Annotated in this window: 20 protein-coding genes; 6 read left to right on the top strand and 14 right to left on the bottom strand. The window is 65.2% G+C overall.

Going from position 1 to position 23866, the window contains the following annotated elements; all coding sequences use genetic code 11:
* Positions 1 to 228: 228 nt before the first annotated feature.
* The 9 genes from KFO72_RS34955 to KFO72_RS34915 all read right to left on the bottom strand — a co-directional run bounded on the left by KFO72_RS34955 (position 229) and on the right by KFO72_RS34915 (position 8808).
* Complete coding sequence (locus tag KFO72_RS34955; protein WP_054934107.1) at positions 229 to 729, bottom strand: dihydrofolate reductase; 501 nt, start codon at positions 727 to 729, stop codon at positions 229 to 231.
* A 125-nt stretch (positions 730 to 854) separates the two neighbouring features.
* Positions 855 to 2405 (bottom strand): sigma-54 dependent transcriptional regulator, encoded by a 1551-nt coding sequence (locus KFO72_RS34950; RefSeq protein WP_225034010.1) that lies wholly within the window; start codon positions 2403 to 2405, stop codon positions 855 to 857.
* A gap of 24 nt (positions 2406 to 2429) precedes the next feature.
* On the bottom strand, positions 2430 to 3896 hold the full coding sequence (locus KFO72_RS34945) for a hypothetical protein (RefSeq protein ID WP_054934109.1): 1467 nt from the start codon (positions 3894 to 3896) through the stop codon (positions 2430 to 2432).
* 110 nt (positions 3897 to 4006) lie between these two features.
* Positions 4007 to 4813 carry a hypothetical protein gene (locus tag KFO72_RS34940; RefSeq protein ID WP_054934110.1) on the bottom strand — a complete coding sequence of 269 codons (807 nt, stop codon included), beginning with the start codon at positions 4811 to 4813 and terminating at the stop codon, positions 4007 to 4009.
* Positions 4814 to 4819: 6 nt separating this feature from the next.
* Complete coding sequence (locus KFO72_RS34935; RefSeq protein WP_225034009.1) at positions 4820 to 5539, bottom strand: C39 family peptidase; 720 nt, start codon at positions 5537 to 5539, stop codon at positions 4820 to 4822.
* Positions 5540 to 5621: 82 nt separating this feature from the next.
* Positions 5622 to 7019: a hypothetical protein gene (locus tag KFO72_RS34930; RefSeq protein WP_054934112.1), complete on the bottom strand. Its 1398-nt coding sequence runs from the start codon at positions 7017 to 7019 to the stop codon at positions 5622 to 5624.
* A gap of 29 nt (positions 7020 to 7048) precedes the next feature.
* The gene (locus KFO72_RS34925) at positions 7049 to 7669 is read right to left on the bottom strand and encodes a hypothetical protein (protein ID WP_225034008.1); all 621 of its coding nucleotides are present in this window, start codon (positions 7667 to 7669) and stop codon (positions 7049 to 7051) included.
* A complete protein-coding gene (locus tag KFO72_RS34920) occupies positions 7666 to 8217 on the bottom strand; it encodes a hypothetical protein (RefSeq protein WP_225034007.1) in 552 nt (183 codons plus the stop codon). The genes KFO72_RS34925 and KFO72_RS34920 overlap by 4 nt, the downstream gene beginning before the upstream one ends.
* 81 nt (positions 8218 to 8298) lie before the next feature.
* Positions 8299 to 8808 (bottom strand): hypothetical protein, encoded by a 510-nt coding sequence (locus KFO72_RS34915; protein ID WP_224102235.1) that lies wholly within the window; start codon positions 8806 to 8808, stop codon positions 8299 to 8301.
* A gap of 549 nt (positions 8809 to 9357) precedes the next feature.
* Here KFO72_RS34915 and KFO72_RS34910 point away from each other — a divergent pair.
* Together KFO72_RS34910 and KFO72_RS34905 are read left to right on the top strand one after the other, a co-directional pair.
* Positions 9358 to 10752, top strand: coding sequence for a sigma-54 dependent transcriptional regulator (locus KFO72_RS34910; RefSeq protein WP_035990122.1), 1395 nt, complete (start codon positions 9358 to 9360; stop codon positions 10750 to 10752).
* Between the two features lie 253 nt (positions 10753 to 11005).
* Positions 11006 to 11977, top strand: coding sequence for a thymidylate synthase (locus tag KFO72_RS34905; protein WP_054934116.1), 972 nt, complete (start codon positions 11006 to 11008; stop codon positions 11975 to 11977).
* 87 nt (positions 11978 to 12064) lie between these two features.
* Here KFO72_RS34905 and KFO72_RS34900 read toward each other — a convergent pair whose 3' ends face one another.
* On the bottom strand, positions 12065 to 14806 hold the full coding sequence (locus tag KFO72_RS34900) for a DUF6600 domain-containing protein (protein WP_225034006.1): 2742 nt from the start codon (positions 14804 to 14806) through the stop codon (positions 12065 to 12067).
* A 153-nt stretch (positions 14807 to 14959) separates the two neighbouring features.
* Positions 14960 to 15673 (bottom strand): ArsR/SmtB family transcription factor, encoded by a 714-nt coding sequence (locus KFO72_RS34895; RefSeq protein WP_225034005.1) that lies wholly within the window; start codon positions 15671 to 15673, stop codon positions 14960 to 14962.
* Between the two features lie 188 nt (positions 15674 to 15861).
* Between KFO72_RS34895 and KFO72_RS34890 the strand changes: the two genes are divergently transcribed.
* From KFO72_RS34890 to KFO72_RS34875, 4 genes are all read left to right on the top strand, one after another.
* Positions 15862 to 16002 (top strand): hypothetical protein, encoded by a 141-nt coding sequence (locus KFO72_RS34890; protein ID WP_007588226.1) that lies wholly within the window; start codon positions 15862 to 15864, stop codon positions 16000 to 16002.
* A 142-nt stretch (positions 16003 to 16144) separates the two neighbouring features.
* Positions 16145 to 17401 carry an MFS transporter gene (locus KFO72_RS34885; RefSeq protein ID WP_225034004.1) on the top strand — a complete coding sequence of 419 codons (1257 nt, stop codon included), beginning with the start codon at positions 16145 to 16147 and terminating at the stop codon, positions 17399 to 17401.
* Between the two features lie 32 nt (positions 17402 to 17433).
* Entirely contained in the window at positions 17434 to 18513 is a 1080-nt protein-coding gene (locus KFO72_RS34880; protein ID WP_225034003.1) for a GlxA family transcriptional regulator, read from the top strand.
* Between the two features lie 132 nt (positions 18514 to 18645).
* Complete coding sequence (locus KFO72_RS34875; protein WP_035990128.1) at positions 18646 to 19152, top strand: acyl-CoA thioesterase; 507 nt, start codon at positions 18646 to 18648, stop codon at positions 19150 to 19152.
* A 58-nt stretch (positions 19153 to 19210) separates the two neighbouring features.
* Here KFO72_RS34875 and fumC read toward each other — a convergent pair whose 3' ends face one another.
* From fumC to panS, 3 genes are all read right to left on the bottom strand, one after another.
* Positions 19211 to 20611 (bottom strand): class II fumarate hydratase, encoded by a 1401-nt coding sequence (gene fumC, locus KFO72_RS34870; protein WP_225034002.1) that lies wholly within the window; start codon positions 20609 to 20611, stop codon positions 19211 to 19213.
* A gap of 95 nt (positions 20612 to 20706) precedes the next feature.
* On the bottom strand, positions 20707 to 22395 hold the full coding sequence (locus tag KFO72_RS34865) for a phospholipase D family protein (RefSeq protein WP_225034001.1): 1689 nt from the start codon (positions 22393 to 22395) through the stop codon (positions 20707 to 20709).
* A 262-nt stretch (positions 22396 to 22657) separates the two neighbouring features.
* Positions 22658 to 23617 (bottom strand): ketopantoate/pantoate/pantothenate transporter PanS, encoded by a 960-nt coding sequence (panS, locus tag KFO72_RS34860; RefSeq protein ID WP_107201903.1) that lies wholly within the window; start codon positions 23615 to 23617, stop codon positions 22658 to 22660.
* Positions 23618 to 23866 lie beyond the last annotated feature (249 nt).

Raw genomic sequence — 23866 nt, 5'->3', positions numbered from 1 at the left:
CGGCAAAGAAAAGTAGGTGCCGCCCCGCACAGGGGCGACGCGTGAAGCACGCTAAAGTAACGCGGATGCCAGCGAAAGCAAAGGCCAACACACCGCACGGGCAACGCGCGAACAGCAAACACCGTAACGCGGATGCCAGCGACGCAAAACAAACCGCGGATACCAGCGCAGAAGCAAAGAACACGAACCTGCTAGCACCCTAACCAATAGCGTCGCAGACAAAAACCCCTACCTCGCTACGCGTTGATAAACCACAAACGCATATTCAAAATCATTCGGCTCTTTAGCCCGATGCATCTCGCGAGAAACCTCACGCCAAACCGCCGGATCAGGCGCCGGAAACCTCGCATCGCCGTCAAAATCGGCATGAATTTCAGTAACGATCATCTTATCCGCGCGAAGCGCACCTTCCTGATACAACTGCGCACCGCCGATCAAGAACGCCTCGGCGGCCCCATCGCGCGCCGCGAGCGCCAACGCATCATCGAGATTGGTAACGGTATCGCACCCGTCGAAGCGTCGCTGAGCATCGCGCGTCACGACGATATTGCGCCGCCCAGGCAGCACCCGCCCAATCGATTCATGCGTCTTGCGCCCCATGACAATAGGCGCGCCCATCGTCGTGCGTTTGAAGAATGCGAGGTCTTCGGGCAGCCGCCAGGGCAACTGGTTATCACGGCCGATCACGCCATTGCGGGCGCGAGCGACGATCAGCGTCAGCGTCGTCATGCGAAAAGTGAAGCGGATGGAAAGCGGAAGCCGATTCTACCCGACCGCGCCCCGTCCGCGAGAATGCCGCGAGAACGCGCCTCGCTCAAGGATGCCCGCGCGAACAGCGAAATCACCAGCAACCGTCACTCGCGCGATTGCTGGTCGCCGCTAAACGCACCCTTGCCATCAGCCTTCTCATCGGCCCTGAAACCCGCCTTGTCGTCGCTCGACGTATCGCGCAATCCATGCGTGCCCATCAGCCGATACAGCGTCACACGCGAAATTCCAAGATCCGTGGCGGCCTCGTTGAGCCGGTGCCGATGCCTCAGCAGCGCGACTTCGATGGCACGCTTCTCCGCGGCCTCGCGCGCCTGGGCAAGACTCATCGTCTGCTGCTCGCTGAAGTTCGCGAGGTCGAGATCCACAGCGGATATCAGCTTGTTTTCCGCCATCACGATCGCGCGGCGCACCCGGTTGATCAGCTCGCGTACATTGCCCGGCCAGTGGTAGTTGTACATCGCCTCGATCGCCGATGGCGTGAAGCCGCGAATCTTGCGCGCATTGTCCGTCTTGAACTTGCCGAGAATATGATGCGCAAGCAGTTCGATGTCCTTGCCCCGCGCGCGCAGCGGCGGCTCGTCGACGCGCAGCACGCACAGACGGTGAAACAGGTCCTGGCGGAAGCGCCCATCCCCCATCGCGCCCTCCAGATCGACGTGCGTCGCCGAGATGATGCGCACGTCGACGGAAATCGATTCGTGCCCGCCCAGCCGCTCGATCTTGCCTTCCTGCAGGAAGCGCAGCAGGCTCGCCTGGCTTTCCATCGGCAGATCGCCGATTTCATCGAGAAACAGCGTGCCGCCGTTGGCCGATTCGACGCGCCCGATCTTGCGCTGGTTCGCGCCCGTGAACGCGCCGCGCTCGTAGCCGAACAGCTCCGACTGCAGCAGATGATGCGGAATCGCGCCGCAATTGATCGGCACGAACGGCGCCTTGCGGCGCGGCGAGCGTTCATGGATCGCAAGCGCCGTCAGTTCCTTGCCCGTGCCCGATTCGCCCGAGATGAACACGCTCGCGTCGGTGTTCGCGACCTTGCGGATCGTGCGGAACAGCTGCTGCATCGCTTCGCAGGTGCCGACCATCTCGTCGTCGCTCGCGCCCGTCGTGTCGGGCGGCAGGTCGGCGTCGCACAGATTGACCATGCCGTACGCGTGGCCGACCAGATAGTCGATCGTCGCGTTTGCCACGGGAATCTTCACGTAGTCGAAACAGTAATGCCTGATCAGCCGCCGAACGGCCGGGTCTGCGAGCCGTTCGGGATTCGCCAGCGCGATCCAGCCGACCTGCTGCGCGCGCAGGCTCGCCTCCAGGCCCGGCAGATCGCGCACCGAAAAGCTCGCCATGTCGACGATACCCGCGCACATCGTCGCGGGCTTCACGAGCCGCCCGATCTCGTGCGCCGAGCGCGCGACCAGCACGCTCCAGCCACGGCTCTTCAGATGCTCGACGAGCGCGTCGTCGGGCGTGCGCGCGGCGTACAGCAGGATGCGCGTGCCGGGATCGGGCGCGGCGACGCGCGGCGTGTCGACGGCCGCGGGACACGTAGCAGGCGTGTCGTTCCCGCGTGAAACGGCCAGACGCAACCCGGAGCCTGCGAGCGGAGGAACGGAGCTCAGATGAGAAGTTTCGCGCACGATCTGCCTCGTATCGGTGTCACGTCAAAAGGTATAGGGAAAGCGCACGCCGATCACATAGTTCGGCGCGTCGGGCGTCATGCCGATCGATACCGAACCGTTGATCGTCAGATGCTTGTTCACTACATGGTTCAGGCCGAAATTCATCACGGCCGCCGTCGTCTCGCTGCCCGGCACCTTCACGTAATCGCCGCCGGGCGCTTTGGTTTTCGACGCGGGCTGCAGTGCGAGGGTGTACGAGATGCTGGCGGAGTCCTTGTCGGAGAACGCGAGCGCGACGCCCGCGCCGAGCTGGAAGATATCGCCGAGCTTGACGGTCGCGGGCTGCGTCTGACCGGCGATCGACGAGATATCCGAGAACGAGCGCGCGATGTTGTACGTGTAGGACAGGCTGCCGAACAGCACGACAGGGTCATAGGTTTTCAGCACCGACAGGCCTGCCGTCAGGTTCCAGAAGCCCGTGCCCGTGGGCAGCTTTGACGGCGCGACCAGGTTCGTGTTGTCCGGTTCGAGCTGCACGACCTTGATGCCGAACGGCGAGGTGCCCGTCGGCGATTTCACGCGCAGGCTGCCGACCACGTCGGGGATGTTGTTGGTCTCTTTCAGGATCTGGTAGTAGAGCCCGAAGTTCACGTCGCCCACCGAACTCGAATTGACGGACGCGTCCGACAGCGTATTCGCCGCGCCGCCCGCGCCGCCGACGATGAACTGGCTGTGCCGGTAGACATACGGCACGTCGACATCGACGCTAATGCGGTCCGTGAGGCCGTAACGCACGTCGAGATCGGCCATCACCTGGTGCGACTTGGTCTGCCCCAGATTGATGTTGCCGAGAAAGATCGCGTCGAGCGCGAGGAAGCCCGACAGCTGCAGCTGCCGGCGGTCGTAGTAGGTATCGCTGATACCCCAGTCCAGCGTCAGCTTGTGATCGAAGAGCGGTGCGTGCTCGCGCTGCACGACGGCTTCCTCGGCCTGCGTGCGCACTGGCTCGGCGGCTTTCTGCGTCTGCCCGACGGCGCCTTCCGGCAGGCCGGGGCCGCTCGCCTGCGCGTTGGGATTGCTGGTGCCGGGCGAGCCCGCCGAGGTCGAGCCTTCCGGCGCGGGCGGATTGACGGGCACGCCCGTCGCGGTGCCCGTCGCGTTGCCCGGCGCGGGCGCGCCCGGCGTCACCTGGGCGAGCGGCGGCAGCGGCATCGGCAGGCCGTCCGCGCCTGGCTGCTCGGCAACGGCTTCGCTGCCGGCTGGCGCGCCATAGCCCGGCGCGCCGCGGCCGCGCTGCGACATTTCCAGATTCGTGACCTGCCGTTCGAGCGAGTGAATCTGCCGCTGCTGCTCGTCGACGACGCGCATCAGCGTGTTGAGCCGCTCTTCGAGCGACTGGTTGTTGATGGCTTGTGCGCCAACCCCCTGCGACAACGCGAATAGCATCGCGGCAGCAGGTATAGCCGCGAGTCGAACTCGCGGCTTCCTGCCTGTTGTATCGATCATCATTATTCTTCCCCCGGTGAAACTGGCAGTACTTGGCTGGTTCTTATGCTTCGTGCTGCCGCTTTCTGTAACTTCTCCTCCTGATGACGCCTGCCGGCGGGTGGCGGCCCGCCCTATCTCCTTGCATTTACCGCGTTTTGCAGGGCTTGTAGTACGCCGGCCTGGCGCAGCATCGCGGACGACATCGGTGCCGTCTGCAACGAGAGCTGCAACTGGTTGGCGACTTGCTGGTTATTGCCTGCAATCTGCAGTAGTTGGGCGATCGCGCCGGCCTGTTGCGCGTTGCTGGGTGCAATGGTTTGCGATGCGATGCCGGCAGGCGTCTGCAGCGCGACGGTCACGCCGCCGTTGCCGAACGAGATGCCCGCCTTGAGGTTGCCCGACGCGTTCGATGCCGCCGCGCTCTGCGCATTCGTGCCGCCTGTCAGAAGTTGCGGATTGTTGTTGAAGTCGATCGTCGCCGTGTTGAAGCCGGCGTTGCGATCGCCCGCCACCTGCGTGACCTGCGATACGCCGTTGACCGCGATGCGTTGTCCGCCGATCGTCCGGGCATTCGGGTCTGCGCCCGGATTGCCGCGGCCGTCGGTGACGCGCGCGAGCGTGTTGACGTTGGCCGTCAGCGCGTTCGCCGCATCGCGTGCAACGGAGAGGCTGCCTTGCGCAAGCGCGTTCGCGCCGTTCGGCAACTGCCATTGCGAAAGTACGTTCAATACGAAACCGGAGATCATTTGTCCGCCCGCGCCTTTTCCGGTCTGCTGGGCGAGCACGTCATCCCCGACGCTTTGCCACTGGATCGCCGCCGGCGCCACGTCGCGCGAGCTCGAGGCGTCGGCGGCGAAAGCGCTGGTGGCGAGGCCGCAAGCCGTAGCGATCAATGTCGCGAGACAGGTGCGGCCGGGCTGATTGAGGTAGTGCTTCATGGGTGGTCAGAACAGGTCTGCCTTGATCAAGCCGTATTCGACAAAGGGAGTCGCGGCCGTGCCGTTGGCGAGCGCGCGCTCGCGCAGCCGCAAGGCCAGCGACTCGTTGTCCTGCAACAGCGGGGAATCCTCCCTGAAAGGTTTCCCGACGACTGCGAATACGAGGCCATTCCATGTCTTCGCGAAGTCTTCCTCGAGCAATATCCGGTTGCCGAGAGCGGGGTCCGCGATGAAGATGCGACCGTCCTGCGCGTGCTTGACGATCACGAAATGCTCATAGCCGTCGAGGTTCATCAGAACCATGACGGGCACCTGGAGGTGATACAGCGCGTCCGTGTTCACGCGGAATCCGCGGCCCCGCAGCCCGATCGTCTCGACGAACTTCTTCATGTCGAGCATCGAGAAGCCGTTCTTGACCACGACCTCGGGCGTCGAGAAAACCATCATCCGGCGGATCAGGTCTGTCTCGGGGATGTCGATGCCGTAGCCGTACTTGAGGAGGGTTGCGAGCGCCGCCGCACCGCAGCTGTAATCGAACTGCTGGCTGACGATATGGCGGTAACGCAGGTCCCTCATCGAGTGCACCGTTTTTGTAAGCGGAATACCTGCGAGGGTAGACGTGTCGACGCTCGCCTGTGCGTGCACTCGCGCACACAAGGCGCAAGTAGTGAGCACAAGGACAGTTGCGGCGGGTCGTAACGCCGGGAACCGGTCAAACCGGGACATGCTGGTCTCCTGCCAAGTCGCGCCGGCGGCTGCATTGGCCGCCGGCGCATCCCGTATGGCTGCCTGTTTCAGCTGCCTCTTTTTAGCGGCTGGTGTTCATCGAAGCGATGGCGAGCCCGTTGTGCTGCACGTTGCCCGCGCCGCCCGCGATGTTCACGCCGATGTTGCCCGTCGCGTGGCTGAGCGCGCCTGCGCCGAGCATCGCGGTGCCTTCGAACGAACCACGGAAGTCCACGCCCGCCGTTTGCGACGACTCATCCGTTGCCACCATGGCCGCGCTGCCGTGGCTGCGCGAGACCGTCGACGTCGAAGCAGCCATGCTGTTGTTCTGCACGTTGCTGATACCCGACGCGACGTTCACGCCGACATTGCCCGACGCATACTGCAGCGAGCCGTCGCCGACCGAGGCGTTGACGTTGAAGTTCTTGATGCTGGCCTTGCCGCCCGAGCTCTGGCTGTTAAAGACCTGGGCATTGCCGAACACGTTGCCGGCATCGACGGAAGCGAGCGCTGCGTCGTTGCTTTGCGCGTTGTTGACGCCTTCCGCGATGTTGACGCCGATGTTGCCGCTCACGTTCTGCGCGGCGTTGCTGCCCGTGGTCGCCGTCAGGTTGCCCGCCTTCTGCGTGTTGATGTGCTGCGTGACCGAGCCATACACTTCGACGTCCGTCTTCGCAGTCGACGCGTTGAGGCCCCATTGCGCAGCGACGCTGTCGTGCGACTTCGACTTCTCGACTTCATAGCCGCTCGACTGCTCGGCGTAGGCCTTGTAACCCGAGCCCTGCCTGGCCTCGTAGCCCCACGCCTTGCCCTGGCCCGAGGCTTCGACTGCGCCGAACGATCCGCCAATCTGCTCGCTGTTGCGGTAGCTCGATTCCTTGTAGCCCGCCGACAGCCCGCCCGAGATGCTGGCATGACCCGAGGAGTCGCCCGTCCACGGGTTGTAGTGCGAACCCGTTTCGTAGCTGACGCCTGCATGTCCGCCTGCCGAGATGTGACCGCCGGCGTTCTGGCTTTCATGGCTGAAGCTGCCGCCAATCGACGCCGCCTGTGCGCTGAACTCGAAGCCGCCGCCCTTGACGGAGCTGCTCTGGCTGCCATACGCATAGGCCGACGATGCCTGATGGCCTTGCGCGCCATACGACTCGGACGAGTGCGAGGTCGACCGCGATGCCCATGCGCTGCCGCCGCTATTGATCGACTTGTAGCTGTTGTCGATCCGCGTCGTGATCGAGCCGGACGTGTACGACTGCGCATTCGGGCTGAGCGAGGCGTTCGCGTACGCGTGCTGCGAATTGTTGACGACTGCGCCCGCCGTGCTGGAGACGCCGACGCAGCCGAACAGCGTGACGAATCCTTCGATTCCGACGGCTTCTCCAACCAGCGTCGCATTGAAAATGAACGGGTTCTTCAGCGGGCTCGCGAAGGCGCTGGTGGAAGCGGCTGCGAGAACGGCTGCTGCAATGAGAGTGCGCTTCATGGTTTCGCTCCGATACTGGTTATGGTCAGTTAGAAAAGCGTGCCCGCCGGGGGACGGAGCACAAAACTGTTCGCCGTGGCATTGCCGGCTCCGGCAGTCTGGTTGATCTGCACGATTCCATTGACGTTCTTGAAGGCATCGCTGGAAATGCTGGTCTCGCGGACGCCTTGTGGTGGGACCGCTCGACCGTGACCGCCGTTGTTCGCGGCCGTCGCGGATAGCACCCCATCCGGGACGGTCTCGACCCCAGGCGCCACAGTGCCGAGCAGCACACTGTTGCGCTGGAGGTTCCCTGCGCCCGCAGACTGGTTCACCATCACCGCTCCGGACGAATTCGAAAATGCGTTGCCTTCGATCGACGCGCGCGCGCTCGGCACCCGCACCCGCGCAGTGGCGCTCTGGGTGCTCGCGTTGTCGTTCGCGACGGCGTTGCCGTTGGTGATCGTCAGCTGGTTGGCCTGCGCGTTGTTCAGGCCCGCAGCCTGATTCACCGTGACTGCGCCCGTCGCGCTGACGGCGGCGCCCGTGGCGATGCTCGCGTCGCCGCTCACGTCGCCGCTCACGCGCCCCACCTGCTGCGCGTACGACGGTTGTCCGGCGGCGAGCGCGAGTGCCGCGAGCAGTGGAAGCAGGCGACGTAGCGTATTCATTTGCCGAGTCCCCCGAGCGCGCCGCCGAGCGCGGTAGACAGCGGCGCCAGCGCGCCCGTCACCGACGACGAAATGTTGCCGCCCACGCCCGGCGCCGGCTGGCCGATGCCGCCCGAGTTGAGCGCGACGTTGTTGTTCGTGGTGTTGCCCGTGAGGATGCGCGTGACGGCCTGCAGGCCGGCGCCGCCCGCGACGCTTCTGTCGAGCCCCGTCGAGCCGTGCGCGTTGGTCAGGTCGGCATCCGACGCGACTTGCGCCATCGTCGGGTTGAAGGTGGTGGCGGGGAAGGTCGAGACGCGCGCGCTGACGGGGTTCTGGTCTTTCGGCACGGGCGCATAGGCGATGCGCGGGGCGATCTCGCGCTGCACGACGATGTCGCCCGGGTTCGCGGCCTGTGCGAAGGCCGGGCCTGCGAAGCCGGCGGCAGACAGACCGGCGAGACCGGCGAGACCGCCGATGACGGTCAGCCGTGTCGCGAGCCGTGGCGCGCCAATCGTGCTAATTGCACCCATCGCGCGGCTGCACAGCGTCCCCCATGAAGCGATCATGTTGTATGTCCCCGACTATCAAATCTGGAGTGCGAAACAGTCTGCACTGATCTCTTTTGTCTGCAATGTCGTGTTGCCGTGTTACTTCCTCTGGTAGTTCGCTACGTTACCTTGTGCGGCGCGCGCGGCATCGATGGGAATGGGCAGCGGCGACGGCGGCGCGATTTCGTCCCACAGCGTGACGGCCGAGCCGCGCAGCAACTGCGGCGTCGCCGCGACCATCACCATGCCCGCCGCGCCGCCGCGCTGGCGCGACAGCATCTGGTCGTCCAGCGCGAAGTCGCTCGTCGCGGCGCCGTCGGCCGGCACGTTCGTGAACTGCGAGCCAGTCGGGGTAATTCCGTTAGCAACATCCACACCCGTCGTTGTGTCCGCGATCACGTCCGGCGTCTCTTCCGCGACGATTTCCGTTGCCTGCGGCGCGGCGGGCGCCGTCACGTTTGCCGCATCCGCGAAGGGTGCCTGTGCGTATGTATCAGCTGTATCAGCTGCGCCAGCTGACATTGACGACAGTGCAAGTGCGACGCACACGGCGACGCCGGCGGGCAGTAGTGAAATGTGGTTCGAGTCGATGCGGAAAGCGAGTCGCATGATGTCTCTCCTTGGTGAGGGACATTTAGCGAAACGTGTGCCATCTGTCGCAATCCATTGATGGAATTGGAGGTGGCGAATTGGTGCGGCTGTTGGCCGAGTCAAATCGGAGGTAAACGTTTCAGGTCTGAAACCTGGGCCCGAAAACACGCCGATTTCAAATCGATGCGTTAAGCGCGAGTCATGCGTAGTACGTTGATAAAAAAGTATGGTGAATGCGCTTCCACCGTTTTAATCGGTCCCCAATGAGCATGCTCATGAACCACAAACCCTTATCGGACAAGGCTAAACGATTTAGTTCGCATATTTGTTTTCGACGGCTCGCGCGTATAGTAAGCTCTCATCCACAGCATACGATTTTAAAAAGCCCACTACTGGGCCGTTTCAATACACGCGCCGTTTTTCGGGGATCAGCTGTCCGTACGGAATGGAATGGCCGTTCGGTTTTCGCTGTTTGCGAATCCCGTGCGAATAGGCGTGCCTGAAAAGCTAAATCCAGATCAGCACATGCCGTCATCCTTAACGTTCGTTGACGAGAGGATCTGAATAATGGAATCCGCCACGCGGCAACTGATTTACGTATCAAGAGATCCCAGCGCGGAGTTGAACACGCGTTTTCATGAGCGCGGGTGGCATGTCGAGGTCGTCGGTTCGGCACGCGATGCCCGCCGCGCCGTACGCTCGGGGATGGCGGCGGGTGGTCTGCTCGATCTGTCGAGCTGTTTCCAGCAGCATGAAATCGCGGCGTTTGAATCGTGTCTGACCATGCCGAATGTCGGCTGGGTCGCAACCACGATGGCGGGTCAGTTGCAGGACGCCGCATTGCGCCGGCTCGTGCGCGACTATTGTTTCGATTACGTTACCGTGCCTTATTCGGGCGACCGGATCGTCGATTCAGTCGGTCATGCATATGGCATGGTTTCGCTTGGCGAACCAGCGTCCAATGATGCGTCGCAAGGCGGCACGGAAGGCGAAATGGTCGGGTCGTGCGACGCGATGCTCGCGCTGTTCCGCTCGATCCGCAAGGTCGCGATGACCGACGCCCCCGTGTTCATTTCCGGCGAATCGGGCACGGGCAAGGAACTCACGGCCGTTGCCATTCACGAGCGCTCGTCGCGCCGCAACGCGCCGTTTATTCCCATCAATTGCGGCGCAATTCCTCCGCATCTGCTGCAATCCGAATTGTTCGGCTATGAGCGCGGCGCGTTCACGGGCGCGAACCAGCGCAAGATCGGGCGCGTCGAAGCGGCGAACGGCGGCACGCTGTTCCTCGATGAAATCGGCGACCTGCCGCTCGAAAGCCAGGCGAGCCTGCTGCGCTTCCTTCAGGAGCGCAAGGTCGAGCGGCTCGGTGGACACGGCTCGATCGAAGTGGACGTGCGGATCATCTCCGCGACGCACGTCGACATGAACACGGCGATGATCGAAGGGCGGTTCCGTTCGGATCTGTATCACCGGCTGTGCGTGCTGCAGATCGACGAGCCGCCGCTGCGGGCGCGCGGCAAGGACATCGAGCTGCTCGCGCGGCATATGCTCGAACGTTTCAGGAAAGATGCGAGCCGCCGGCTGCGTGGCTTTGCGCCCGATGCGATCGCGGCGCTTCACAACTACAGCTGGCCGGGCAACGTGCGCGAGCTGATCAACCGCGTGCGGCGCGCGATCGTGATGTCGGAAGGGCGGGCCATCACGGCGCGCGATCTCGAACTGGCCGAGTATGTCGAAATCGTACCGGTGTCGCTTGCGCAGGCGCGCGAGGCCGCCGAGCGCCAGGCGATCGAACTGGCGCTGCTGCGTCATCGCGGCCGTCTCGGCGATGCCGCGCAGGAACTCGGTATTTCGCGCGTCACGCTGTACCGCCTGTTGTGCTCGCACGGCATGCGGCATATGGAAAGCGAGCCGCTCGCACCGCACGCGGAGTTGCCGTCTACCATGCCGCATCTGTGAGCACTTGCCGCGCGGCCACCTGATTGGCGTAAGGACAAAAGCCCGGTCGATTGACCGGGCTTTTTGTTTGCGAAGCGTCCGTTCCGAAACGCCGCGATCTGCGGTGCATGAAGCGTTCAGACTCGCGATGGTTGCCTATGCGACGGTTCTGCCGGCGCGCCCGACGCGTTCACGTGCGTTCGCCCGGCTTGCTAGAATCGGGTTTTTCCCAGAAACGGTCCGGCGCGCCCAGCGTTCTGCCGAAGGAACCCGCATGAAACAGTACCTCGACCTCGTCCGCACGATCCTCGATACCGGCAGCTGGCAGGAAAACCGCACCGGCATCCGCACGATCAGCATGCCGGGGGCGATGTTGCGCTTCGATCTGCAGCAGGGCTTCCCCGCCGTGACGACAAAGAAGCTCGCGTTCAAATCGGCGATCGGCGAACTGATCGGCTTTCTGCGCGCGTCGCGCAGTGCCGCCGATTTCCGCGCGCTCGGCTGCAAGGTCTGGGACGGAAACGCAAACGAAAACGCTCAGTGGCTCGCCAATCCTTATCGGCAAGGCCCGGACGACCTCGGCGACGTGTACGGCGTGCAGTGGCGCAAGTGGCCTGCCTACAAGGTGCTCGACGCGACGGCGAGCGCGCAGCTCGAAGACGCGGCATCGCGCGGCTACGCGCCCGTCACCACGTTCGAGGAAGACGGCGTGCAGAAGGTGCTGTTGTACAAGGCGATCGACCAGATTCGCCAGTGTCTCGACACGATCATGAAGAATCCGTCCGACCGCCGGATTTTGTTTCATGCGTGGAATCCCGCCGTGCTCGAGGAAATCGCACTGCCGGCTTGTCATCTGCTGTATCAGTTCCTGCCGAACGTCGCGAAGCGCGAGATTTCGCTGTGCCTCTATATCCGCAGCAACGATGTCGGCCTCGGCACGCCGTTCAACCTGACGGAAGGGGCGGCGCTGCTGCACCTCGTCGGCCGCCTGACGGGTTATACGCCGCGCTGGTTCACCTACTTCATCGGCGACGCGCACATCTACGAGAATCAGCTCGACATGTTGCAGCAGCAACTGATGCGCGATCCGTACGAAAGCCCGCAGCTCTCGATTTCGGAGCGCGTGCCCGAGTATGCGAAGACGGGCGTCTACGAGCCCGAGTGGCTGGAGAAGATCGAGCCGTCCGATTTCTCGCTGATCGGCTATCGCCATCACGAACCGCTGACGGCGCCGATGGCGATCTGATCCGTAGACGGTTCTTCTTCGACTTGAACGGGAAACGCCCGCCGCGAATCGCGGCGGGCGTTTCTGTTTGCGGCGTGACGCCGCTTCTTACCCGCGATGATGCTCGTCGTGTCCGCCCCCTGTCGTGCGCTGGTCCTGATGCGGCTGAGGTTGGGGTTGCGGATGTGGCTGCTGCACCTGTTGCGGCGGACGGGCCTCCTGGCGCGGTTGCGGCTGAGGCTGCGGCTGCGGATGAAACTCCGGGCGCGGCTGAGGTTGCGGCGGCGGACGCACTTCCTGGCGCGCCTGCTGCTGCGGTTGCTGCGGCTGCGGATGAAACTCGGGACGTGGCTGAGGTTGCGGCTGCGGCCGGATTTCCTGGCGCGCCTGCTGTTGCGGTTGCTGCGGCTGCGGAGGAGCCTCCGGACGTGGCTGAGGCTGAGGCTGAGGCTGGGCTTGGGCCTGCGGACGGAATTCCTGACGCGCCTGCTGTTGCGGTTGCGATCGCATATCGGCTCGCGGCGGCTGTTGGATTTGGGGTTGCGGATGCATCTCCGGACGTGCTTGGACCTGAGCCTGCTGCACCGGTGCGGGCTGCCCACGCTGATCCTGGCCATGCGGCGGCTGCCCTTGTACAACGGCGCCGCCGAACCCATTCCCCGGTCTTTGCGCTGGCTCGCGCTGCTGCGCGACCTGACCCGGCTGTGACATAGGCGGACGCTGTCCAGGCGTCTGTGCCGCGCCTGGCTGCTGCGGATTGCCGTGTTGCTGCGCCATCGGCGCGTGGTGCTGTGTCCACATGGGTTCACGCTGCTGACCCGCCACGGTATCGGGCCGTTGCGCGTTTCCGGGCTGACCCGGCTGTTGAGGCATGCCGTTCATCGGGCGGCCGCCCGCAAATTGCGGCGGACGCGGTACGCCGTTCCCCGGCTGCCCCGGCACGCTGTGCGGCTGGCCATTGCCCTGCGGCGCCTCGCCGCCACCCGCCCGCTGGCCATTTGGCGCGCCCGCCATTTGTCCTGGTGCGAAGCCGTGTCCCGGCATGCGTTGCTGCTCACCCTGCGGCGCACCGCCGCCGGGTCGCTGAGCGCCCGGGCCGCCCGCAGCACCTGCCACGGGCGCACCTGCCATGGCACCGGGCATCTGCCCTGGCGCATGCGAGCGCACGACCCGAACGTTCGCGACCGGCCCATTCCCGCCGAGCGTCTGCGCACCGAAGCGCGCCGGCACCGACGTATGAACGATCGGCTCGCCCGCGCCCGGCACGCGTCCGTGGCCGCCTTGCGCGAAGCTCTGCGCCAGCCGGTCATGAAACGCAGCGGGGACGCCCGGATTGCGCGTACCGACGACAGGCCGCGCCATCACGTTCGCCGGCGGACGATACGCGGCGTTGCGCGTCCCGGGCCCGAAGCTCTGCCTCACGGGCGCGATGCCCGGCGCGCCCGCATTGAAGCGGGCGTTGCGCCATTGCGCGGGATCGGCGCGATGCGCGAAGCGGTTGGTCGGCTGTCCGTGGACGAACGCCGTCGCTGGCATCGCCGTCACGGCGCCTGGCGCGCGATAGTTGATGTACGTGTTGTGGATGTTGTTATGGATATCCACGCGGTTGTTGACGATGACCGTGTTGTTCACGCGCTCGTAATAGCGCGGGCTCCAGTCATGGTCGCGGCCCCAGTGCGGATGCCACGGCTCGCCGGGCCCGAGCGCGAACCACGCCAGACCTGCCGCCGCCACACCGCCGACCGCGAGATTCACGCCCCAGTCGCTGCCGCCGCCATCGCCATCGCCGACAAAGGCGACGAGGGCAGGCGCATAGACGGGCGGCTCGCTGACGGCGGCCTGTCCCGGCACCCAGGCCCATGAATCGTCGACATAAGCCCAGCGGCCATAGTGATACGGCGCGAAACCCCACGGCGCATCGTCGACCCATGTCCAGCCCCATGGCGCCTGCCAGGCCCAATGGCCGTCGCGATACGGCGCCCAGCCGGCCGGCTCCTGATTCGGCACCCACACCTGGCCGTACTGCGGCGTGCTGCGCCATGTGCCGTTCGCGTCGAGATCCTGATAGCCGGGCATCTCGCGCGACACATAGCGCGCCGACACCGAACGTTCCTCGGCGGCATCGCGGCTTGCTGCCCACTGATCGAACGGATCGGCGCCAGGCGCGCCGCCGGCGGCTACCTGTTGCAGGCTGGTACCCGTGAACGTGACCTGCTGCCCGGCGCCGACGGGCATCTGACCGTTGTCGCCATAGACGGTCGCGCTCCCGCTGCGTACGGTAACAGTGGTGCTGCTGCCATCGGGCGCGACGTCGACGCGGTAGTCGCCGGGGCTGTTCACACCCAGCGCGAGGTTTGGCGTGTCGATCTCATAGGACGAGCCCGGCGCGATCGCGCGCACGCGTGTCGACAGCGTGCCTTGCGCGACTTTCAGCTGTGCGCTGTTGTCGTCGAGGTTGAGGATATCGAGGCTGGTTTGCCCGCCCATGCGCACGGCTGTCGATCCGATGTGCAGTTCCGAGCGGGCATTCCTGTCGTTCCACAACTGGTCGCCTGTCGTGAGCGGGCGGTTGACCTGCGCGTACGACCAGTCGGACGCGCCTGCCGGTTCGGTCGTGACCGTGCCCGCCATGTAGTTCAGGCGCGCGATGCGTCCGGGCGGATCGCTGTCGGGCGCGGTTTGCGCATAGTTGCCGGGCGGCGGCGCGTCCTGTGCCGCGGCGCTCTGCAGCGCAAGCGCCGTCAAGGCGCCCGCGACGGCGAGCGCCACGAGCGAAGCCCGACGCGCATCGCGTCGAAGGCCAGGGTTAGCGTGTCTGGATGTCGTACCGGGTGTGGCGAGTGATTTCATGGTTGTCGCTCCATCGGGCGCCGCGTCGGGCGGCGCCGTGTGAAGTCACTGTACCTTTGGCCCCTGTTTCAAGGCGCTGTCATTTGTAAGCCATCCAGACGGCGCTGTAACAAAAGTTGTCGCGTGGCTCGCTTTGGTCGGACGAATCGATCGTCAATGGCCGAGAAACGCGTCGAACTGACGATGTCCGATGGGCGTCACGCGCAGGATTCGCGGCCGCTCGGTGCGTTCGACCCAGCCCTGCGACGACCACGAATCGAGCAGCGCGGCGCCAAGCGCGCCGCCGAGATGCGGGCGCCGCTCGCTCCAGTCCGGGCAGGTGCAGGCGAAGCGCCGGCGGCGCCCGCGCTGCTGCGACACGTCGATGCCCCATTGCGCGAGCAGCGCCGTGCCGTCGGAGGTCGCTTCGAGCGCGTCGCCGTGGACGGCCAGCAGACCGTTGTCGATGAGCCGCTCGTAGACCCGCACGGCCACTTCGCCCGCCATGTGGTCGTAGCAGGTGCGCGCGTAGCGCATGTCGACGGGTACGGTGCGCGCCGGACGCGGCACGGTGCGTTGCGGGGCCGTGGCTTGCGCGACATTGGCGAGCGCCTCGATGGTCGACGCGATTTCCGCCGACGCGATGCGGAAATAGCGATGCCGGCCGCGCACTTCGAGCGCGAGCAGCCCGCCATCCGTCAGCCGCGCGAGATGCGCGCTCGCCGCCGACGGCGACAGCCCCGCAATCAGCGTCAGTTCGCCCGCCGGACGCGCGGTGCCGTCCATCAACGCCCACAGCATCGCGGCGCGGCCGGGATCGGCGAGCAGCGCGCCGATGCGGCTCAAACCGGGAAAGTGATTCGGTTCGGAGGGAAACGCAGCGGCCATCGGGGTCTCCTGTTTCTGGTTGCGCTAGTCACGGCTCCACTCTAGGCGGAATGCGCATTCGATGTTTCAGGCTGTCGTGAAGCGTCGGATGCATTCTCGCGTGCGTCGCCCGGCAAGACAATCTGCGGCGGTCAAAGGCGCCAGGCTAGAATCGAAAGGCTTTCTTCCGTATAGCGAATAACGCAGTCATGAAAATCCTGTTTGCCGTGGTCATCGCCGTCGTCCTGTGCAGCGCTTGCGCGCAGGGCGGCTCGGGCTCGTCGTCGGCGGGGTCGGGCAGCATCACGATGTACGGCACGATCGACGAAGGCGTCACATTCCGCAAGTGAGCCGCGCGCGGCATCTGGCCGCCACCCCGCGAACCGCGAACCGAATTGTGCGCGGCTGGCAGAAATTGATGCATCATTGGCCTTTCTGCCAGAGCAATCGATGTGACGATGCCGGCATCGTCACCCAGCCTCGAGGCCACCGATGCCGCCGCCCATTCCCACCGCTTCCGCCGTCCGCGCTGATGCACCCGGTCATGCCGACCCGCACGGCCGGCGCGCCGCGCGCGTGCTCGCCGTCTGCCAGGCGCTCTACACGTCGTCGGTTTCGATCGATCTGACGCTCACGGGTCTCGTCGGCTACACGCTCGCCGCCGACAAGTCCCTGGCTACGCTGCCGTTTTCGCTGATCACCGTTGCCGCCGCGCTGACGACGGTTTTCGCGTCGTTCCTGATGGCGCGTATTGGCCGTCGCGCGGGCTTTCTGCTCGGTGCGGGCATCGGTGCGGCGGGCGGCGCGATCTCCGTGTATGCGATTTTTCAGCAGAGCTTCTGGGCGTTTTGCGCGGGGACGGCGACCGTCGGCGTGTTTCAGGCGTTTGCGCAGTACTACCGGCTCGCCGCCGCCGACGCCGTTCCCGCCGACGCCAAGAGCCGCGCGATCTCGACGGTGCTCACGGGCGGCGTCGTTGCAGCCGTGCTCGGACCGGCGCTGGCGGCGTGGAGCAAGGACTGGCTCGCGCCCGTCGCGTTCGCGGGCTCGTATGCGCTGGTGACGGGACTCGGCGTGCTGTCGATGGCGCTGCTGGCGAGCCTCTACCGCGACGCCGCGCCGCACATGGATGCCGCCGCGCACCGCGAACCTGCGCGGCCCTGGCGCGCGATCGTCCGGCAGCCGATCTTCGTGGCCGCGCTCGCGAACAACGCGCTCGGTTACGCCGTGATGATGTTCGTGATGACGGCCACGCCGATCGCCGCCGTCGCGTGCGGGCACTCGATCGGCGATGGCGCGCAGATCATTCAATGGCATCTGGTCGGCATGTTCGCGCCGTCGTTTTTCTCGGCGCGGCTGATCGCGCGCTTCGGCGTGCTGCGCGTGATCGGCGCGGGCATCGTGCTGTCGGCGCTGTGCGGCGTGCTCGCGCTGCGCTCGACCGACCTGCCGCATTTCTATGCGGCGCTCGCGTGCCTGGGCGTCGGCTGGAACCTGATGTTCGTCGGCGGCACGACGCTGCTCGCGCAATCGTATCGGCCGTCCGAGCGCGCGAAGACGCAGGCGACGAGCGAATTCACCACCTTCACGTTCTCCGCGCTCGGCTCGCTGTGCGCGGGACAGATGCTCGCGCATCTCGGTTGGGCCGCCATCAACGTGGCGATTTTTCCGTTCCTCGCGCTCGCAGCGCTGGCGACGATCACCTTTGCGTGGTCGCGCAGACAGGTGGTTGCGGCGTCCGGTATGTGAACGGTCGAACCCTGCCGCTCAAGGATCTATTGATGCCTCACGCTATCGACGAACCCCTCGACACGCCCGCGCCGCAGGTTCGCCACATCGTTTTCGCCGTCGCGCCCGAACTCGTGCTGCTCGACGCATGCGGCCCGCTCGAAGCGTTTCATCGCGCGGAGCTGACCGTGCGTGACGCGCGCCGCGTGGCGCCGGCGTCTGGCGAACGGCTTGAGCCGGTCGCATATCGAACCACGGTCGCGTCGATCGACGGCGGCGTGCTCGACACGTTTCCCGGCTTGCCCGTCGTCACGCAGCGCCTCGATGCGCTCGACGACGAGCCGATCGACACGCTGATCGTCCCTGGCATTCCCGTCGACGATCCGCGCACGCTGCAGCCCGCGTTGATCGACTGGATTGCGCGGCGCGCGCCGCACGTGCGGCGCGTCTGTTCGGTGTGCACGGGCGCGTTTTATCTGGCGGCGGCGGGCGTGCTCGACGGACGCCGCGCGACGACCCACTGGCGCGACGCGCACCGCCTTGCGGAGCGTTTCCCGCGCGTGCATGTCGATGCCGAGCCGATTTTCATCCGCGAGCCGCTGCATGGCGTCGAGGCAGACGATTCGCGCGCCGTGTGGACGTCGGCGGGCGTGACAGCGGGCATCGATCTCGCTCTGGCGCTGATCCAGGAGGATTACGGGCATCCCGTCGCGATGCAGGTCGCGCGGCGCCTCGTCGTGTTCGTCAAGCGGCCGGGCGGCCAGTCGCAATTCAGCGCGGCGCTCGCGGCGCAGGCGTCGGCGGGCGGCGCGTTCGACAGCCTGCACGGCTGGATGGCGTCGAACCTGAACGGCGACCTGTCCGTCGAGCGGCTTGCCGAAGAAGCGAGCATGAGCCCGCGCACGTTCGCGCGCCGCTATGTCGACGAGGTGGGCCGCACGCCCGCGAAAACGGTATCGGCGATGCGGCTGGAGGCGGCGTCGCGGGCGCTGGCCGAATCGCGCCGCCCGTTGAAGCGGATTGCGCTCGATTGCGGCTTTGGCAGCGAGCAGAACTTGCGGCGCGCGTTCATGCGCAGTTTCGGCGTGTTGCCGATCGATTACCGCGAGCGCTTCGCGTCCGCGCTGCGATGAACCGAACGCCGCCCGGGCGGCGCTTCCCGGCATCTCGCATGCGTCGAATGACGCCCACCGCCCGATAGGACAGCGGCCGCCTTATTGCGCTCGTATAATCGGCTCCTTTCGATTTGTGTGACGGGAGTCAAGATGAGCACGCCAACCGCTGCGCCGCTGGATCGTTCAGAAACCACGTTCCGCTTCCTCGCCGAACCGACCTCGGTCAATTTCGGCGGCAAGGTGCACGGCGGCGCGCTGATGAAATGGATCGACGAAACTGCATACGCGTGCGCGGCCGTCTGGTCGAGCCGCTATTGCGTGACGGTCAGCGTCGGCAATATCCGCTTTCGCCGGCCGATCCACGTCGGCAATCTGGTCGAGCTGCGCGCGCGCGTGGTCGCGACGGGGCGCACCAGCATGCACATCCACGTGTCCGTCTATGCCGGCGACCCGAAAGGCGGCGAACTGCTGCAAACCACCGACTGTCTCGTCGTGATGGTGGCCGTCAACGAGAACGGCAGCCCGGTGCCCGTGCCGTCGTTCGAGCCGCAAACCGACGAGCACAAGGCGCTAGCGAAGTACGCGATGGACGTGAAGGCCGCGCTCGATGCGATCGTCGACCTGAAGCCCGAGGAAGTGGCACAGGGCAAGGTGTAAGCAAGCCTGCGCGCGGAGGCTCTCTGCATGTTCGCGAAGAGAGCCTCGCGGAAGGGTTCTACGGCTTCGCGTTGCCGACCATGTCGTGCGGGCGCACCCATTCGTCGAACTGCTGTTCCGTCACATAGCCGAGCGCCAGCGCCGCGGCCTTCAGCGTGGTGCCTTCCTTGTGGGCCTTCTTGGCGATCTTCGCGGCCTTGTCGTAGCCGATGTGCGGATTGAGCGCCGTCACGAGCATCAAGGATTCATTGAGCAGTTGATCGATGCGCTCGCGGTTCGGCTCGATGCCGACTGCGCAGTTGTCGTTGAAGCTCTGCATGCCGTCGGCAAGCAGGCGCACCGACTGCAGCACGTTGTGGGCGATCATCGGCCGGAACACGTTCAATTCGAAGTTGCCGCTCGCGCCACCAATGTTCACGGCCACGTCGTTGCCGAACACCTGACAGCACAGCATCGTCACCGCTTCGGACTGCGTCGGGTTCACCTTGCCTGGCATGATCGAGCTGCCCGGCTCGTTTTCGGGAATCGACAGTTCGCCGAGGCCGCAGCGTGGACCGCTCGCGAGCCAGCGCACGTCGTTGGCGATCTTCATCATGCTCGCCGCGAGCGTTTTCAGCGCGCCGTGCGCGAACACCAGCGCGTCGGCGGCTGCCATCACCTCGAATTTGTTCGGCGCTGAGACGAAGGGCAGGCCCGTCAGACGTCCGATCGCCGCCGCCACTTCGTCAGCGAATTTCGGGTGCGCGTTGAGGCCCGTGCCGACGGCCGTGCCGCCTTGCGCGAGTTCGTACAGATGCGGCAGCGCCGATTCGACGTGCTTCGCGCCGTGATCGAGTTGCGCGACATAGCCGGAAAATTCCTGGCCGAGCGTGAGCGGCGTCGCATCCTGCAAGTGCGTGCGGCCGATCTTCACGATATCGGCGAATGCCTTCGATTTTTTATCGAGCGTCTCGCGCAGCGCCTTCAGCGACGGCTGCAGATGCTTGACGATGCCGACGGCAGCCGCCACGTGCATGGCCGTCGGAAACACGTCGTTCGACGATTGTCCGCGATTCACGTCGTCGTTCGGATGCACGAGGCGCGCTTCGCCACGCTCGCCGCCCATCAGCTCGCTTGCACGGTTGGCGATCACCTCGTTGAGGTTCATGTTGGTCTGCGTGCCGGAGCCCGTCTGCCAGACCGCGAGCGGAAATTCGTCGGGGTGCTTGCCTTCGATGATCTCGTCGGCGGCGGCCATGATCGCCTTCGCCTTGGTCGCGTCGAGCACGCCGAGGCTCAGATTCACTTCAGCGGCGGCGCGCTTGATGATCGCGAGCGCGGTGACGAGTTCGGGCGACTGCTTTTCCGTCGAAATCTTGAAGTTCTGCAGCGAACGCTGCGTTTGCGCCCCCCACAATTTCGCGTTCGGCACGGCGATTTCGCCGAACGTATCGCGTTCCATGCGCACATTTTCGGTCATGTTCTACTCCGCTTGACTAGGTGATCGGAAGGCTTCCGGGAAAGTGGCGCACGCTGCAGCTGGTTTGCAAAGCGTCTGCACGTGAGACTGCGCCGTTATAACTGCTCGTCGACTGGCAGCAACAAGAATAGACCCGTCAGCGCGTTGCGGTAAAAGCCCGCGCCGGGATCGAGGTTGTAGTGGCGAGTCTGGCCGTTTTCCTCGTCGGTCCAGACGAGCTTCGCCTGTGGCGTCGCCGAGTAGCGCAGCGTGGCCAGCTCGGACGGCGTGGCGAGCGTCACGCGATAGCTGACGCCGGGCGCCGTCGCCTGGTCGAAGAGCTGGGCGACCTTGTCGGCGAGGGGCGGGCTGTGGATCACGAGCGCCAGCTCCGTATTCAGATGCGCCGAGCGCGGATCGAGATTCATCGAGCCGATGACCAGCGTCTTGCGGTCGATCACATAGGTTTTCGCATGCAGACTCGCTTTCGATTGCGAGCCGAACAGGCCAGCCCTCGGCGCCTCGTCGCCTGGCGTCGGCTTGAACTCGTACAGCTGCACGCCGCGCTGGAGCAGCGGCACGCGGTACGGGCTGTAGCCCGCCTGCACGGCGACGGCATCGGTCGCGGCGAGCGAATTGGTCAGCACCTTGACGGTCACGCCGCGCTGCACGAGCTGGCCGAGCGCGTCGACGCCCGCCTGGTGCGGCACGAAATACGGCGACGTGATGAGGAATTCCCGCTGCGCGTCGTGCATCAGTTCGACGAGCCGCTGCATCGGCGGGCTCTTGTATTGATCGGCGGGCAGCTTCATTTTTTCGGGCGAATCGACCTTGAACTCGGCGCTCGCCCACACGAGCCCCAGTTCCTCTTTCGCGATCTGCGCGGCGAGCGGCGTCGCGTTCAGCGGCTTCGCGTTATAAGGATCGGCGTTCTTGCGCCAGTGCGCGCGCAGTTCGTTGCGCATGTCGTCGAGCTCGTGAGGATCGAACTTCTGCTTGTTCAGTGCGCGTAGCGGGTACGCGTTGCTGTCGCCCCAATACGCGTCGAAGCTTGCGGAAACGTCGGCCGTGATCGGGCCGGCCGCGAGCACGTCGATATCGCGGAACTGCAGCGTGGGGCTCGCGCTAAAGTATTCGTCGCCGAGATTGCGGCCGCCGACGATCGCGATCTGGTTATCCGCGATCATCGCCTTGTTGTGCATGCGCCGCGTGAATGCGCCGACCTTCGTGAAGAGGTTCTGGCTGCGCTGATAGAAGCTCGTTTCCGAGCTGCCGAACGGGTTGAACACGCGGATCTCGATCTTGTCGTGCGAATTCAGCGCGGCCATCACGCGATCGATGTCCTTGAAGTTCAGATCGTCGACCAGCATGCGCACGCGTACGCCGTGATCGGCCGCGTAGAGGGCGGCCGCGAGCAGCAGCTTGCCCGTCGTGTCTTCCTCGGCGATGTAGTACTGCATGTCGAGCGTCTTCGTTGCTGCGCGCGCGAGCGCGATGCGCATTTGCAGCGCTTCCGTGCCGTCCGACAGCACGCGAAATCCCGACTGGCCCGGATGTGCGCGCTCGGGCGCGGCGAGCGCGGCGGCGAGCGGCGTGGCCTCGGTGGCAGGCAGGGCGTGCGTGACGGGGCGGTCGAACGCGGTGGCGGGCGGGCGCTCCGCGCATGCTGCCAGCAGCATCGCCGACACGATGAGCGCGAACGCGCGCATCAAGATCGAGCCTGGCGCGTGACGCGAGATGCGGGTACTGCGTTGATCCTGTTGATGCTGCGATGCGGTGGCGCCGTTCGTGTTATTAACCGACACGCTTGTTCCTCCACTTTGAGCGGCATGGATGGCCGTCTTGGCGTCGTCTATCGACCGGACCATTCTACGGGGAATCGTTAATGCGGGTCGGATAGCGACACAATCCGGCCCTGCAACGCGCGTGCCTGGTATGGGATGAGCCGGGGCGGCGTCTGGCGTGGGGAGAGGCGTGCGGGTGACGTGTCTGCGCGACACGCGGCGCAGCGTGAAAAAACGCGCCCGCGTGTCAGGAGGAAACGGGAAGGGAAGCGGTCGACGGGCTTTAGACGCGCTCGCGGGCCAGCGCGTTTGCGTCCTGATCGGCGGTCGAGCCTTTGGCGGGGCGACCTGCCCAGAAGCCTGCGAGCATCGAGCCTGACAGGTTGTGCCACACGGAGAACAGTGCGCCCGGCAACGCGGCGATCGGCGTGAAGTAGAGCTTGCCGAGGGTCGCGGCGAGGCCGGAGTTCTGCATGCCGACTTCGATCGCGAGCGTGCGGCACACGGCCTCGTCGAAGCCGAGCAGGCGTCCGCCCCAGTAGCCGCCGAGCAGGCCGATGCCGTTGTGCAGCACCACGCCCAGCGCGACGACGAGTCCGACGGACGCAATGCTCTTCTGCGTGCCGCCGACCACGGCTGCGATGATCAGCAGGATCGACACCATCGAGACCAGCGGCAGCACGGGCTCGATCTTGCGCACGAGTTTGCCGGCGAGATGATTGACGACGAGACCGACGATGATCGGCAGCGCGACGATTTGCAGGATGCTCATCAGCATGCCGTGCACGTCGACGGCGATCGACGCGTCGACGTACAGGCGGGTGAGGAGCGGCGTTGCGAACACGCCGACGAGCGTCGACAGGGCGCTGATCGTGACGGACAGCGCGACGTCGCCGCGCGCGAGATAGATCATCACGTTCGATGCTGTGCCGCTTGCGACGCTGCCTACCAGGACCATGCCTGCTGTCAGATCGGGCGGCATGTGCAGCGCTTTTGCGATTGCCCATGCGGCGAGCGGCATCACGAGGTAGTGGAGCACGATGCCCGCGACGACGGGCGCGGGCCGGGTGAAGACGCGGCGGAAATCGTTGATGGAGAGGGTGACGCCCATCGACAGCATGATGATCGTGAGGAGCGTGGTGACGTGGGGGGCGATGCCCGTTACGGAGGAGGGCGAGAAGTACGCGGCTACGGAGGCCAGCACGGCCCACAGCGGGAAAAGACGGGTGATGCGGGCAAGCATTGAAGTGGTCCTTGGGGTTGTTTTTTTCGCCTGGATGCGGCGGGCATTTTACCTGTTGGGGTTGGGATGGTTTGTGGTTTGGTTTTTTGCTGTTTTTGCTTTTGCTTTTGCTTTTTGCGCTGGTATTCGGGTATTGAGGCTTTGTGCGTAGACGGTTTGGTTTGCGTTGTTTTGCTTTTCGCTGGCATCCGCGAATTGTTATCTAGCTTCACGCGTCGCCCCTGTGCGGGGCGGCACCTACTTTTCTTT

It is taken from the genome of Paraburkholderia sp. XV, assembly GCF_020177535.1.
GTDB lineage: Bacteria > Pseudomonadota > Gammaproteobacteria > Burkholderiales > Burkholderiaceae > Paraburkholderia > Paraburkholderia caribensis.
This window is presented reverse-complemented; position numbering and strand designations above follow the sequence as displayed.